This window comes from Demequina globuliformis, from assembly GCF_000975155.1.
In the GTDB taxonomy this organism is placed as follows: Bacteria; Actinomycetota; Actinomycetes; order Actinomycetales; family Demequinaceae; genus Demequina; species Demequina globuliformis.
This window is the reverse complement of record NZ_BBRG01000001.1, coordinates 1358816-1372560: the sequence shown is the minus strand read 5'-3', so window position 1 is coordinate 1372560 and position 13745 is coordinate 1358816. Positions and strand designations below refer to the sequence as shown.

The following is a 13745-nucleotide window of genomic DNA, read 5'->3' as shown; positions in this document are numbered from 1 at the left end:
CGCCCTCATCGTCTAGCGGCCTAGGACGCCGCCCTTTCACGGCGGTAGCACGGGTTCGAATCCCGTTGGGGGTACTGGGTAGGCCAGAAAATGGTCTACACTACTACTCGGCCCTCTTACGAGAGGGACACAGCAAGGCCCTGTAGCGCAGTTGGTTAGCGCGCCGCCCTGTCACGGCGGAGGTCGCGGGTTCAAGTCCCGTCAGGGTCGCGGTGCGACTGCCCCTTCTTTCTGGAGGGGCTTTCTCGCTAGCGGGCTCAGGCTCGCACGGCTCTGTAGCTCAGTTGGTAGAGCGTTCGACTGAAAATCGAAAGGTCACCGGATCGACGCCGGTCGGAGCCACTGCCACGAGGCCCTCGGGAAACCGGGGGCTTTCGTCATTTCTGGGCCAGCCCGGCCGCTCCTTCCGCGCCCGTCTGGCGCCGTCTGCCGCCCCCGCACCTCGTGCGCTGGCCCCACACCACCGTCAAGCGTTTGCGCGCGGATGCCGATAAACGGTTCACTAGGGGAAACGGCTTAAGGAGGCCCCATGTCCAGCTCAGGTTTCGCCAAGACGCTGATCAACACTCTGCTCGGCGCGATCGCCGGCCAGTGGATCGCCACCATCAAGGCCGAGACCGAGGTCATCAAGGTCGAGCTGAAGGTCAAGACCCGCGAACTTGGCAAGGGTGCGGCCTTCCTGGCCGTGACCGCCGTGCTCGCCTTCTTCCTCACCTTCGTTCTCTTGGTCGCAGCGATCGCTGGCCTGTCCGTGGTGTGGCCCGTGTGGCTGTCGGCGCTGGTCGTGGCGGGCGTGATGCTGTTCTTCATGCTGATCTTCGCCCTTGTTGGCATCCGCAAGATCAAGAAGAACAAGGACCTTGTTCCCACCGCGTCGATTGAGCGCATCAAGAACTCGTTCTAGAACGGGCCGATGCGGGACTCACCATCCCGCCAAATGGCTCCATTTCGCTGTTATGGGTTCCCATAACAGCGAAATGGAGCCATTTGGCGTAGAGGGGGGTGGGTTAGGCGGCGGAGCCCTTGATTTCGGGAAGTCGCTCGGGCCTAGGCTTAGGTTTGCGTTGCGCGAGCCACACCCCCGCGAACACCACGGCGGCACCCACAAGTTCGTACCACGCAAGCTTCTCCCCCAAGACGAGTACGCCCAGCGCAGTCGCCACCACCGGAACGCAGTACGTCACGGAGGCAGCCGTCGTGGCGCCGGCCGCCTGCACCACCTTCCAAAACCACACGTAGGCGAACGACGTGCCCGTCACTCCCAATGCGATCACCGCCCACAGCGGCACGGAATCAAGCGCCAGAGCGCCCTCCTGCGGCTGCGGAGCAGCAAGTGCGACGGGAGCGAGCATGAAGGCCGACACAGTGATCTGAAGGCTCGACAGTGCCATGGGTGAATCCTTCACCCGGCTCAGCATTACCCGCGACAACGTTGACCCGATTCCGTAGCAGGCCGTCGCCCCCAGCATGAGGACGGCGCCCAGGAGCGGGAAATCATCCACCCGCCAGGCGCCCAACAGGATCGCGATGCCTCCCGCACCCAGGACCAGACCTGCGAGCTGAATGCGACTCACCCGCTCAGTCGGAATCAGCAGCGCAACGAACAGCGCCGTCCACAGCGGCGTGGTGGCGTTGAGCAGGCTCGCGAGGATGGAGGAGATGTGCTGCTGAGCCGCGGGAATCAGCACCAGGGGAACGGCCGACATGAATGCCGCGACAACAGCTACGGCGCCGACTTTCCGCCACGTCAGCGCCGGACGATTGCCCGTCACGAGCACCATCACGACGAGCGTGATCGCGCCAAAGAACACGCGACCAAACGCCACCTGAGTCGGAGCGAACTCACGCAGCGCAACCTCGATGAACAGAAAGCTGCATCCCCACGCAGCGGATACCCCCAGGAAATAAGGCAACCAACTGCGCAGCGGGGCGTCGGCGATCGTCGTCATGGGCGCCTCCACCGGTCAGTCTCCGTCAGCCGCGCGGTCGTCCCCACGCCGTCCACCGTGACGCCCTCCAGCCGCAACAGTTGTGCCTTGATTCCGGTGCCGCCAAAGCCGTATGAGCCCAGCCGTCCACCCGCCTGCACCACCCGGTGACAGGGGACAAAGATGCCCACCCTGTTGCGGGCGCAGGCGGTCCCGACCGCGCGCGACGCACGGGGCCGGCCAGCCATCTCCGCGAGTTCCGCATACGACGCGACGGCGCCGCCAGGAATCTCACGCATGTACGTCCAGACATCCACAGTGAACGACGAACCTTCCAGGTGCACAGGTACTGCGGTGATCGCGTCGGCGTCGCCTTCCAGCCAGGCGGCAACGGCCAGCGCCACCTCCGGCTGAGAGCCCTTCTCCCAGCCCCGATCCCCAGCATCGGCCGGTAGCTGTCGCGCCACATCCGCGACGGAGCCCATGCCCGCAGCCCACACCGTCCCCTCAAGGTCCGTCAGGACCGCGAGGTCGCCCACCGGGCTCTCGTACGTGGCTGCCACCCAAGGCTCAACGCTCATGGCACCCAAGCGTAGGGCCGCTCTGTGACGCACGGCGGCATCGGCCCTGTGTCCGGGCAGTCCCCTACGCTGGACACACACCACCAACCCAAGGAGCACCCGTGAGCACCGTTCAAAACCCCACCGTCACCCGCGACGCCACCGGCGCGCCGTCCGTGGACTTCACCGGAGCACAGCAGGGTGAAGGCCTCGTCGTCGAGGTCCTCGACGCCGGAACCGGAGCGCCCGTTGCCGAGGGTCAGAACATCTCCGTCCACTACACCGGATGGCTATGGGACGGCGCCCAGTTTGACTCCTCGTGGGACCGCGGCGAACCCATCTCATTCCCCATCGCCCACGGCATGCTCATTGACGGCTGGGTCGACGGCATCGTCGGTCAGCCCGTGGGCTCGAAGTTGCTGCTCGTGGTGCCCCCGGAATCCGGGTACGGGTTCCAGGACATGGGCCCCATCCCCGCCGGATCCACGCTCGTCTTTGTCGTGGACGTCCTCGAGGCCAACTAGCCTCGCGACTACGGAGTGGGCTGCTCCTCGGCCTCAGCCAGGAGCGCCTGCACCTCCGCCTCGCGGAAACGTCGGTGGCCGCCAAGCGTCCGGATCGAAGACAGCTTGCCCACCTTGGCCCAGCGCGTCACAGTCTTGGGGTCAACCCGGAAAATCGCCGCCACCTCGCTAGGGGTCAGCAGCTTCTCGGGTTCGTGCACAACATTTGCGGTCATCGTCTGTCCTTTAGGTCTCTCCCAGGCCCGGCGTTGGGCCTCCCTACGATGGTTGAGAGGGACACTTATTCAAGCTATGACGCGGTTTCAGGTGAACTTTCCGATTTTCTCCGCTGAGCGGGGGTCGCGAGATGGTGCTCCCGCGTTGTAAAGTACCGCTTAAGACTCAGCACGCCGGGCCCGCTTAGGCGTGTGCCCGCGACGAGTAGAAGGGACGGCGTTCATGGGGCGTGGCCGTCAGAAGGCTAAGGACGCGAAGATCGCGCGTCAGCTGAAGTACTCGAACCACGGCGCAGATCTGCGCGACCTTGAGCGTGAGTTGATCGGTGGCTCTGAATCCCGTCAGCGCACGCCGGACTCCGCCGCCTCCGAGGAGACCGAAGAGTACGTCGACCGCTGGTCCGACGACGACCGCTAAACCGGTCGCACGCTTCCAGATGTGAGTGGCCCCGATGGGGCCCTTTTCTGCGTGCCTGGGTGCTCTGTGGGGGCTGTGGGGACCGGCGCGCGTGCTCACGTGTCCGCTTTCTCGCGAGTGGTCGCAGGCGTAGCCTGGCGAGTGGTCGTGCGCGTCACTTCGGTCGGCAGCGTCTTCAACTGACTGAGATTTGCGCACGCGTGCGTGTCGCGCCACACGGCGACACGGCACGGCGCACGATTCTCAGTCACTTCGGCACCGACCTGCTCCACTGAGGGACTCCAACGACGGCGGGCGTCGCGGCGCGCGGCGTCATCCGGAAGGCCCACACCGCGGAGCGCCATCGGACAGCGGGCCGCACCGCCCTCACCGCCGAGCGCCGCCCCAACTTCCCTTGTGGAAAAGCCCTACGCCACACCCAAAGGCGGAATTGTGGAGATGTGGACCCCGTGAGTGCGTTGAGGCAACTCGGTGGGGTGGCAAGCGCAGGGCAACTTGTCGCGGTGGGCGTGAAGCACCGCGCACTGAGCAAGGCCGTGCAGCACGGGCGCGTCCGGCGCGTGCGGCGCGGCACCTATGTACTGCCCGGCACGTCCTACCTCCATGAACTCCAGCATGCCTGGCACGTGGTGCCCACCTGTGTCACCGCATTGCGCCACTTCGAACTCCCCCAACAGCATGTCGCCAGGGGCGCGCATGTTGCGGTCTCCAGATCTCAATCGACAGGTCACGGGCATCGGCCATTGCCGCCGGGAACGCACCCGCACTACTTCACTCGTGTGCCTGAGTTGTCAGTCATCGACGCGATCGACACGTCATCAAGGTGCCTGTCTCCCTTGCGGCAACTGGTGGCGATCGACGCTGCGCTCAACCGCGACCTCATCGCCCGCGGCGCCCTCGAGACCTTTTGCTACACAGAGGGCCGGCGCCTGGATTGGTTGCGGCGCTACTGTGACTCCGGCGCGCAGTCCCCACCTGAAACGCTGGCGCGGCTCGCGCTCGTGAGGGCCGGCCTGCGCGTCTCGACACAGGTCTTGCTCCCTGGCGTCGGTCGGGTAGACATGGTCGTCAACGATGCACTCATCGTCGAGGTAGACGGTCAGACGTACCACATGGACGAACGCTCATTCCAGGGCGACCGTGATCGCGACCGCGTTGCTCTCGCCGAATGGGGCCTCCGCACCATGCGTTTTACCCGCTACGACGTTGAGCTGCGCCGGGAGATGATGGTGCAGCAGGTGGTCGCGGCGCTGCGTCGCCATCTCGCTCGTCCGTTGTAGAGACCTCGCGCTCACGTGGTGGCCGCGGATCCGTGTCGCAAAGTGACTGACATTCGCGCTCAGGTGCGTGTCGCGCCGCAGGCCGATACGGTGGCACACGGAATCCGCCGTCACTTTCGCACGCTGAGTGGCGGTGAGTCGGGACGATGCGCGGGGCGGCCCGGCGCGGCGGCTGACTTGAGCGGTGGTGAGCCGGAGTGAGCCGGGACGATGCGCGGGCCGGGCCGGCGCGAGCCGGGACGATGCGCGGGCCGGGCCGGGCTGAGCCGGGCTGGGCCGGGACGACGACCGCGGAGAGCCCAGCCCCAGTCAGGCCCGGTAGGCGCCCGACAGGTAGACGGCCCCGCCGTCGACGCCCTTGGACCCGCGCACCACGTCGGCGCTGGTCGCGCGACCGTCGTCGCTCACAATCTCGCCGAGCGTCCACGCGGGTACACCTGCGGCCGTGGAGGCGGCGATCAGCGAGTCGGCGTCGTCGGGCGACACCACTGCGACCATGCCCACGCCCATGTTGAGCGTGGACTCGAGGTCGTTCCACGGCACAGAGCCGGCGGCCTGCACGGTCGAGAAGACCGCGGGCAGGTCCCACGCGTCGCGCGCGACGGTCGCGGCCAGACCCTGCGGCAGGACGCGCGCCACGTTGGCCGCCAGCCCCCCGCCTGTAACGTGCGAGAAGGCGCGCAATCCGGCGGTCTTCTCGGCAAGTGCCACGCACAGCTGAGCGTAGATGCGGGTGGGTTCAAGGAGTTCTTCGCCGACAGTGCGGCCCAACTCTTCGACGGTGGAGTTGAGCGACCAGCCCGCGTGAGACACCACGCGACGCACCAGCGAGTAGCCGTTGGAGTGCAACCCGGAGGATGCCATGGCGACCACCACGTCACCGGACTGAACGCGCTCGGCGCCCAACACGGCGTCCGCCTCGACGACGCCCACGGCTGCGCCGGCCACGTCATAGTCGTCGGCGTCCATCACGCCTGGATGCTCGGCCGTTTCGCCGCCAACGAGGGCAGTCCCGGCCATCTCGCACCCTTCGGCGATACCGCGCACAATGTCCGCGATTCGCTCGGGCACGACCTTGCCACACGCGATGTAGTCCGTCATGACCAGGGGCTTAGCGCCGCACACCACGATGTCGTCGACGACCATGGCGACCAGGTCCTGGCCAATGGTGTCGTGAATGTCCATTGCGCGCGCGATGACGATCTTGGTGCCCACGCCATCGGTGGAGGACGCCAGCAGGGGGCGGTTGAAGGCCTTCAACGCAGATGCGTCGAAGAGCCCAGCGAACGCGCCCACTCCCCCGAGCACCTCAGGCCCATGGGTACGCGCCACGGCGTCCTTCATCAACTCAACCGCACGGTCGCCCGCTTCGGTGTCGACGCCCGCTCCGGCGTAGGTGATGGGCTCGCTGGGCTGCGTCACGAAGAGACCTCCACGGGCTGGCTGACCAGTAGGTGCTTGGCGTTGATGGGTGGCTCGATGGGGTACTCGCCGGTAAAGCACGCAGTGCACAGGCGGTCCTGGGACTGCTGCGTCGCGTCGATCATGCCCTCGACGGAAATGTAGGCCAGCGAGTCCGCGCCCAGGTGGTCACGGATCTCGTCGACGGACATCTTCACGCCGATGAGTTCCTCGCGCGTGGGAAAGTCGATTCCGTAGAAGCACGGCCACTGGATGGGTGGCGAGGAGATGCGCAGGTGGACCTCCGCGGCGCCGGCCTCGCGCAGCATCGCGACCACCGCGCGCTGGGTGTTTCCGCGCACGATCGAGTCGTCGACAACCACCAGGCGCTTGCCTTCGATCTGCTCGCGCAGGGGGTTGAGTTTGAGGCGAATGCCGAGTTGGCGCAGCGTCTGCGACGGCTGGATAAAGGTACGGCCAACATAGGCGTTCTTCACGAGGCCCTGCCCAAACGGGATCCCGGAACCTTGCGCGTAGCCTACCGCGGCGGGGGTACCGGATTCCGGGGTCGGCATCACCATGTCTGCCTCGACGGGAGCTTCGCGCGCAAGTTGGCGGCCCATCTCGACGCGAGCGGCCTGCAGCGACCGTCCGTTGATGGTGGTGTCAGGTCGAGCAAGGTACACGTACTCGAACACGCACCCCTTGGGATCGGCCTTGGCGAAGTGCTGCGAGTGCACGCCGTCGGCGTTGATGGTGAGGAACTCGCCGGGCTCGACCTCGCGCTCCAAGACCGCACCAACGATGTCGAGTGCGGCGGTCTCCGAGGCGACGACCCAGCCACCGGATGGCACGCGGCCGAGCACGAGCGGCCTCACGCCCTGGGGGTCGCGCGCGGCGTACAAGGTGTCCTCGTCCATGAAGGCGAGGCAGAATGCGCCTTCCACGTGCGGCAGAAGTTCCAGCGCGGTCTCGGTAAGGGTCTCGTAGCGGTCCCATCCGAGCAGCGCCGTGAGAATTGCGGTGTCGGTGCAGCCGCCGCCGTGCATCGCGTCGCGGCGCTCCGTTCCGAGGCGCTCCGCGACGAGTTCGAGCAGGCGGTGAGTGTTGGTGAGGTTGCCGTTGTGCCCCAGCGCAACCGTTCCGTGCTTAGTGGGACCAAGGGTGGGCTGGGCATTCGCCCAGGTGGAAGCTCCGGTGGTCGAGTAGCGTGCGTGACCCACGGCAATGTGGCCCTGCAATGCGGACAACGCGCCCTCGTCAAAGACCTGTGAGACGAGCCCCATGTCCTTGTACACCAGGATCTTGTCGCCGTTTGAGGTGGCGATTCCTGCGGACTCCTGGCCGCGGTGCTGCAGCGCGTAGAGACCAAAGTAGGTCAGCTTGGCGACCTCTTCCTGGGGAGCGAAGATGCCGAAGACGCCGCAGGCATCCTGCGGTCCCCGATCGTGGGGGTCAAGTTCGTGGGTCAGCCTGCCGTCGCCGCGGGGCATCAGCGATCCTCCTGGGATGAAGGGGGTGTCACGCGACTAGTGTCCCACACGGCCGATGCCGCGCCGCCCTTCTCTACGGCGGGCATCGGCCATGTGGAAGTCTTAACTGTCAGAGGCCGCCAGCGAGGCCCTGACCTCGTCGCGCATGGAGCCCAACTTGTCGGGATCCGGCGCGGCCGCCAGCAGCGTCTTGGTGTACTCGTGCTGGGGGTTCAAAATGACCTCGTCGGAGGGCCCGCGCTCCACGACGTCTCCGCGGTACATCACCATGATTTCGTCGGAGAAGTGGCGCGCGGTCGCGAGGTCGTGGGTGATGTACAGCACGCCCAGGTTCTCCTCGCGCTGTAGCCGTGCGAGGAGGTTAAGCACGCCGAGTCGAATGGACACGTCGAGCATGGACACTGGCTCATCCGCGATGAGGAAGCGGCTGCCGGGCGCCAAGGCTCGCGCGATGGCGACGCGTTGGCGCTGACCACCGGAGAGTTCGTGGGGGCGCCGGCCAACGATGTCCTCCGCTGGCTTGAGGTTGACGCGTTCGAGCAGTTCGAGGACGCGCTCATGGACGCTCTGTCCGGGTGACGTGGCGCCGTGGAGCCTGATGGGTCGCTCGAGGTGGTGCTCGATGGTGTGGAACGGATTGAGTGACGCGAAGGGGTCCTGGAACACCATCTGCACGTCCTTGCGGTAGCGCTTCAGGGCGCTGCCGCGCCGCGGGACGGCCTTGCCGTCGATCAGCACCTCCCCGGACGTGGGTCGTTCGAGTTGGAGGATCGTCTTCGCAATCGTGGACTTTCCCGAACCCGACTCCCCCACGAGCGCGATGGTCTTGCCCGGCGAGAGTGTGAAGGACACGTCGTTGACGGCTCTGATGGTGCGCTGCGCGCCGCGGACCTTGTATTCCTTCACGACGTTGCGGAACTCAAGGCTGCCGCCACCGCTTTGGGGCCGATGCTCGGGAGACTGGGCGCTCGTGCTTGCGTGGGACATTACTGGTCCTCCCCGCCGCGCAGGAATGCACCGCGCTCGCCCGTCAGGCTCGGGAAGGAGCTGAGGAGTCGCTTGGTGTACTCGTGTTGGGCGTTCTCGTAAATCTCACTCGCGGTGCCACGCTCCACAATCTGACCCTCGAGCATCACTGCGACGCGGTCGGAGATCTCGAGGAGCATGGGAAGGTCGTGAGTGATGAAGATGACGGCGAATCCGAAGATCTCTCGCAGGCGCATGATCTCGCGGATGATGTCGCGCTGAACCACAACGTCGAGCGCGGTCGTTGGCTCATCCATGATCATCAGCTGTGGTTCGAGCGCGAGAGCCATCGCGATCATCACACGTTGACGCATACCGCCCGACAGTTCGTGCGGGTAGGAGTTCACGCGATCCGCGTCGACCCCGACCAACTCGAGGAGCTCCCGGGCGCGCGCCTCCATGTCATCCTTAGACATCCCCGGCCGGTGAGTCGTGAAGACGTCGAACAGCTGCTTGCGGATCTTGATGACAGGGTTGAGCGAGTTCATCGCGCCCTGGAACACCATGGAGATCTTGTCCCACCGGAACGCACGGAGCCCGTCGCCGTCGAGCGCGAGCACGTTGATGTCCGTCACGGTGTCGCCTTGGCGATCGTGGAACGTTACGGAGCCCTCGGTCATGAGCGCGGGCGCCTTCAACAGCCGGTTCAGGCCGTAGGCAAGAGTGGTCTTGCCACAGCCGGACTCGCCCGCCAGGCCCAGGATCTCGCCGCGATACACGGTGAGGTCCACGCCACGTACCGCCTTCACGACGGGTTCGACCTCGTACTCGATGTGGACGTTGCGGGCGGTGACCACGGGCTCGGGGAGAGCCGAGTCCGTGGTCACCGTGGCATCGGCCGTCACCGCGGAAGCGGTGTCTGTGGTGGTCTCGCTCATGCGTTGACCTCCGTCTTCTTGTGAGCCTTGGCTGCCTTCTTCTCCGCCTTCGCGGCCTTCTTGGCCTTGCGCAGCCGGCGCGCTTCGAGCGGTGCCGAACGGAGCTTGGGGTTAATGATCTCGTCAACCGCGAAGTTGATGAGGGCCAGAGAACAGCCCACCAACGCGACCATCAAGCCAGGCGGCACAAACCACCACCAGGCGCCTCGGGTGAGCGCGCCGCCGGCTTGCGCCTCGTTCAAGATGGTGCCCCACGAGATAGAGCCGGTGGGGCCAAGGCCCAGGTAGGACAGGCCGGCCTCGCCCAGGATCGCGAGGATCACGCCAAACAGGAACTGGCCGGTCAGGAGGGGAAGGAGGTTCGGCAAGATCTCGACGCCGATGACGCGGAACGGGTTCTCGCCCGCGATGCGAGACGCGGACACGTAATCGCGGTTGCGCAGCGATTGCGCCTGGGCTCTCAGCACCACGGCGGAGCCCGCCCATCCGGTGATGCCCAGGATCACCGCCACGAGGAGGCCGGAACGTCCGGGAACCAGCGACGAGATCACGATCGTCAGGGGCAGTCCGGGGATGACGAGCATCACACCAATGGCCAGCGTCAAGAGCTCGTCGGTGACGCCACCCACGTAGCCGGCGACAACACCGAACATGATTGACAGCACGACCGCAATCAGTCCAGCGACCGCTCCCACCATGAGGGAGGTGCGTGCGCCGGTGGCCAGCTGGGAGAACATGTCGTAGCCCAGCGAGGTGGTGCCGAGCCAGTACGTGGAGTCCGGCGGGATGAGCACGGGGTTATCGGAATCGCGAGGTTCAAACTCGGCGATCATGGGGCCAAAGATCGCAAACAGGATGATCAGCGACAGCATGGTGGCGCCGATGACGAACTTGCCGTTCACATGCCGCTTGTGCTTGAAGACCTTGTGCGTCTGGACGGGTGCGGCGTCCTCGACGGGCGCCTCGGTTGCGGGATTAGACATTCTGGCGCGCCCTCGGGTCGATGAGTCCGTAGATCATGTCGGTGATGAACATCGCCACCAGCACCGTCAGGGTGATGACGAGGAACACGCCCTGCATGAGTGCGTAGTCGTTGCCTCGCACGGCGGTAATCATGAGTTTGCCGATCCCGGGATAGCTGAAGACGGTCTCCATCACGACGAACCCACCCACGACAAAGCCGAGCGCGACGCCAAAGCCGGCGACGGAGGGAAGCACCGCGTTGCGAGCCGCGTAGGTTGTCATGATCCGGCGCTTCTTGAGGCCCTTGGCCTCGGCCGTGGTGACGTAGTCCTCGCCCATGGTGGAGACCATCATGTTGCGCATGCCGAGCAGCCATCCACCGACCGAGGAGATCACGATCGTGGTCGCGGGCAGGATCGCGTGGTAGAGCACGGACCCAACGAACGCCCAGCTCCACTCGGGGCCGCCAAACATAAAGACGTTGTATCCGCCGATGATCGGGAACCACTGGTTCTGAACAGCGAAGAAGTAGATCAGCACCATCGCGACCCAGAAGTACGGCAGCGACTGCAGCAGCGTCGTCGAGGGGACAATGTGGTCCACCCACGTGCCGCGCTTCCACCCGGCGAACATTCCGGCGCCTACGCCGACCGTGAAGGAAATGATGGTTGCCATTCCCACCAGGCCAATGGACCACGGCAGTGCGGAACCGATCAGTTCCACCACCGGCGTGGGGTAGAACGACACGGAGACACCAAGGTCTCCTTTAAACAGCTGCTGCCAGTACTGCAGGTACTGGTCCCACAGGGAAGTGTCAGGGTTGCCGAAGAGGCGCCTGATGGATTCCAACTGCGCTTCGGTGACATCACCGTTCCTGCTCATCTTCGCGATCATGATGCTGGCGGGATCGCCAGGCAACATGCGCGGTAGCAGGAAGTTCAGTGATATCGCCGCCCAGAGTGTGACTGCGTAGATCACTAGTCGACGGCCGACATACCTCATCGTCCAGTCTCCTTAGCTTGCGGCCACGCACAGGTGCGCGTTCGTTCCATCAGGCGCCTCTCCATGTCAACCGTTAATTACTCGGTGCCGCCGAGGCTGTGCAGCACCACGCCCGCGGCGCCCGCGCCCCATGACGGCGGGAACGCGTACAGGTCGTCTTCCGTGGGCCAGCCGGTGTAGTCGGTCTGGTTGTAGAAGGTCTGCGTGGCGTTGATCACGATCGGGATGTACGGCAGGTCCCGGGTGATTTCTTCCTGAATCGTGGCGTAGGCGTCCATCTTGGTCGCCTCGTCGACGGTGGACGCTGCCACCTGGATCTGCTCGTCAACGATGTCGTTGTCGTAGCGCGAGAAGTTCCACTGGCCAGGCTCAAGCGCGGTGCCAGCCGGGGTCGTCGAGTCGCCGCCGAACCAGTCCTTGTAGATCTGGAACGGGTCGGGGACGGAGGTGCCGATGACACCACCCATGATCAGCTCGAAGTCACCGTTGGTGCGGCCATCGGCGAACTCGTTCCACGACACGGTGGCTGCGGTGACCTTGATGCCAGCCTCAGCAGCCTGCTCCTGGATGAGCTGAGCGGCGTTGTTGTAGTCCGTCCAGCCGTCCACGGAGGTCAGCGACATTTCGATCGGGTCGCCGTCCTTGCCGTAGAAGCCGTCGTCACCCTGGGTGTAGCCGGCCTCCTCGAGGATGGCCTGAGCCTCTTCGACGTTGGGCGACTGGGGGGACTCCGCCTCGACGTCGGGCGAGATCCACTTGTCGTCACGGCCCAGGAGCGCGAAGGTCGGGGAAGACGTGCCGGTGAGCCCGACGAACGCCTTGTCCTTGATCGCGGTGCGGTCGATCGCCAGGTTCAACGCCTGACGCACTGCGACGTCAGTCTGGTCACCCTCACAGCCGAGGTCGGCGTTCGAGCAGGTGTACAGCACCGTGGGGTCCTGCGGGGTGTTGATGTAGCCGAGGCCCGCGTCCAGGATGGGCTGCGGCTCCGGGATGAACATGCCGACCCAGTCGATCTGACCGGTCTGCAGCAGGTCCTGTGCAGCCTGGTTGTTGTCGACACCGATGTAGCGGACGTTCTTGACGTTCGCCTCGCCGCCCCAGTAGCTGGGGTTGGCCTCTGCGGTGTAGTTCGCGTCGGAGATGCCGGTGATCACGTAGGGGCCGGTGCCGACGGGCTCCAGGTTGGGGAACGTCAGCGGGTCCTCGTCGAGGGAGGTCCACACGTGCTCGGGCACCATCCACGACAGGCCCAGCAGCGACAGTTCGTTGGTGTACTGCGGCTCGTCGAAGGTCAGCACCACGGTGGTGTCATCCGTGGCCTCGGCGCTGGTGATGTAGCCAGGAGCCGAAGGGGCCTCCGTGAACGTGTAGATCACGTCGTCAGCCGTGAACGCCTCACCGTCGTTCCACGTCACGCCTTCGCGGAGGGTGATGGTCAGCTGCGTGCCGTCCTCGTTCCACTCGAACGACTCACCCAACAGGGGCATCGGGTCCCCCGACCCGGCCTTGTTGTAGTAGAACAGCGGCTCGTACACGCCGCCCAGCGCCAGGTGCTGGACTTCGGGAACGTAGGGGTTGAAGGTCTGGTTGATGGGGGTGGTAGCACCCGCCCAGACCACAAGCTCACGGTCGGTCGCGGTGCCGGTAGCCGAGTCACCGCTCGATGACGTGGCTTCGGTCGTGGGGTCTGCGCTGGTCTCGTCACCCGTCTCGTCGGAGTCGGAGCAACCCGCCACAATCAGCGAGAGGCCCGCCACCATCGAGGCAGCAGCGATCGCACGCTTGCGTCCCATGGTTCGGATCATCATTGGTCCTTTCGGAAGGTCGCCGAGTGACAACTCCGTCACACGACTGTGTGTGCTAGCGCCAGCCCGAGTGGTCAGGCACTGGGCGTGACTTTACGCACCCATTCTGAGAGCCACGCAAGGTCCGTAATAAAACTGAGACATCGTGACGTTTCGACTGCAGCAATCTCACGCCTGAGAGTAGTCCCGCCTGGTATTCGTTGGGCAATGCCACAAATTGACCACGCCTCACAATGGCACCGTGGTTGA

The 13745-nt window shown here is 65.3% G+C and carries 14 protein-coding genes and 3 tRNA genes; 7 read left to right on the top strand and 10 right to left on the bottom strand.

Going from position 1 to position 13745, the window contains the following annotated elements:
- Nucleotide 1 precedes the first annotated feature (1 nt).
- From AOP75_RS06310 to AOP75_RS06295, 4 genes are all read left to right on the top strand, one after another.
- Nucleotides 2-74, top strand: a tRNA-Glu gene (locus AOP75_RS06310).
- 62 nt (nucleotides 75-136) lie between these two features.
- Nucleotides 137-210, top strand: a tRNA-Asp gene (locus AOP75_RS06305).
- 59 nt (nucleotides 211-269) lie between these two features.
- Nucleotides 270-342 (top strand) — tRNA-Phe (locus AOP75_RS06300).
- Nucleotides 343-529: 187 nt separating this feature from the next.
- Nucleotides 530-904: a phage holin family protein gene (locus tag AOP75_RS06295; RefSeq protein ID WP_062077440.1), complete on the top strand. Its 375-nt coding sequence runs from the start codon at nucleotides 530-532 to the stop codon at nucleotides 902-904.
- Between the two features lie 103 nt (nucleotides 905-1007).
- Here the strand turns inward: AOP75_RS06295 and AOP75_RS06290 are convergent, their stop codons facing one another.
- Both AOP75_RS06290 and AOP75_RS12935 read right to left on the bottom strand, forming a co-directional pair.
- Entirely contained in the window at nucleotides 1008-1949 is a 942-nt protein-coding gene (locus tag AOP75_RS06290) for a DMT family transporter (protein WP_152649974.1), read from the bottom strand.
- The gene (locus tag AOP75_RS12935) at nucleotides 1946-2509 is read right to left on the bottom strand and encodes a methylated-DNA--[protein]-cysteine S-methyltransferase (RefSeq protein ID WP_083966743.1); all 564 of its coding nucleotides are present in this window, start codon (nucleotides 2507-2509) and stop codon (nucleotides 1946-1948) included. Before AOP75_RS12935 ends, AOP75_RS06290 begins: the two co-directional genes overlap by 4 nt.
- Nucleotides 2510-2610: 101 nt before the next feature.
- Between AOP75_RS12935 and AOP75_RS06280 the strand changes: the two genes are divergently transcribed.
- Nucleotides 2611-3012: an FKBP-type peptidyl-prolyl cis-trans isomerase gene (locus AOP75_RS06280; protein ID WP_062077437.1), complete on the top strand. Its 402-nt coding sequence runs from the start codon at nucleotides 2611-2613 to the stop codon at nucleotides 3010-3012.
- Between the two features lie 8 nt (nucleotides 3013-3020).
- On the opposite strand, the gene AOP75_RS06275 is transcribed toward AOP75_RS06280, so the two are convergent.
- Nucleotides 3021-3227: a BldC family transcriptional regulator gene (locus tag AOP75_RS06275; RefSeq protein WP_062077435.1), complete on the bottom strand. Its 207-nt coding sequence runs from the start codon at nucleotides 3225-3227 to the stop codon at nucleotides 3021-3023.
- A gap of 223 nt (nucleotides 3228-3450) precedes the next feature.
- On the opposite strand from AOP75_RS06275, the gene AOP75_RS06270 reads away from it, so the two are divergent.
- A complete protein-coding gene (locus AOP75_RS06270) occupies nucleotides 3451-3645 on the top strand; it encodes a DUF3073 family protein (RefSeq protein ID WP_062077433.1) in 195 nt (64 codons plus the stop codon).
- A 449-nt stretch (nucleotides 3646-4094) separates the two neighbouring features.
- On the top strand, nucleotides 4095-4925 hold the full coding sequence (locus tag AOP75_RS12395) for an endonuclease domain-containing protein (RefSeq protein WP_161794543.1): 831 nt from the start codon (nucleotides 4095-4097) through the stop codon (nucleotides 4923-4925).
- 309 nt (nucleotides 4926-5234) lie between these two features.
- On the opposite strand, the gene purM is transcribed toward AOP75_RS12395, so the two are convergent.
- The 7 genes from purM to AOP75_RS06220 form a co-directional block, all read right to left on the bottom strand.
- Nucleotides 5235-6347: a phosphoribosylformylglycinamidine cyclo-ligase gene (gene purM / locus AOP75_RS06250; protein ID WP_062077426.1), complete on the bottom strand. Its 1113-nt coding sequence runs from the start codon at nucleotides 6345-6347 to the stop codon at nucleotides 5235-5237.
- A complete protein-coding gene (purF, locus tag AOP75_RS06245) occupies nucleotides 6344-7819 on the bottom strand; it encodes an amidophosphoribosyltransferase (protein ID WP_062077423.1) in 1476 nt (491 codons plus the stop codon). The genes purM and purF overlap by 4 nt, the downstream gene beginning before the upstream one ends.
- Nucleotides 7820-7921: 102 nt before the next feature.
- Complete coding sequence (locus tag AOP75_RS06240; protein WP_062077421.1) at nucleotides 7922-8806, bottom strand: ABC transporter ATP-binding protein; 885 nt, start codon at nucleotides 8804-8806, stop codon at nucleotides 7922-7924.
- Nucleotides 8806-9723, bottom strand: a complete 918-nt coding sequence (locus tag AOP75_RS06235; RefSeq protein ID WP_083966739.1) for an ABC transporter ATP-binding protein — start codon at nucleotides 9721-9723, stop codon at nucleotides 8806-8808. Before AOP75_RS06235 ends, AOP75_RS06240 begins: the two co-directional genes overlap by 1 nt.
- Nucleotides 9720-10706, bottom strand: a complete 987-nt coding sequence (locus AOP75_RS06230) for an ABC transporter permease (protein ID WP_062077420.1) — start codon at nucleotides 10704-10706, stop codon at nucleotides 9720-9722. Before AOP75_RS06230 ends, AOP75_RS06235 begins: the two co-directional genes overlap by 4 nt.
- Entirely contained in the window at nucleotides 10699-11688 is a 990-nt protein-coding gene (locus AOP75_RS06225; RefSeq protein ID WP_062077418.1) for an ABC transporter permease, read from the bottom strand. The genes AOP75_RS06230 and AOP75_RS06225 overlap by 8 nt, the downstream gene beginning before the upstream one ends.
- Nucleotides 11689-11765: 77 nt before the next feature.
- A complete protein-coding gene (locus tag AOP75_RS06220) occupies nucleotides 11766-13499 on the bottom strand; it encodes an ABC transporter substrate-binding protein (RefSeq protein WP_083966738.1) in 1734 nt (577 codons plus the stop codon).
- Nucleotides 13500-13745: the final 246 nt, after the last annotated feature.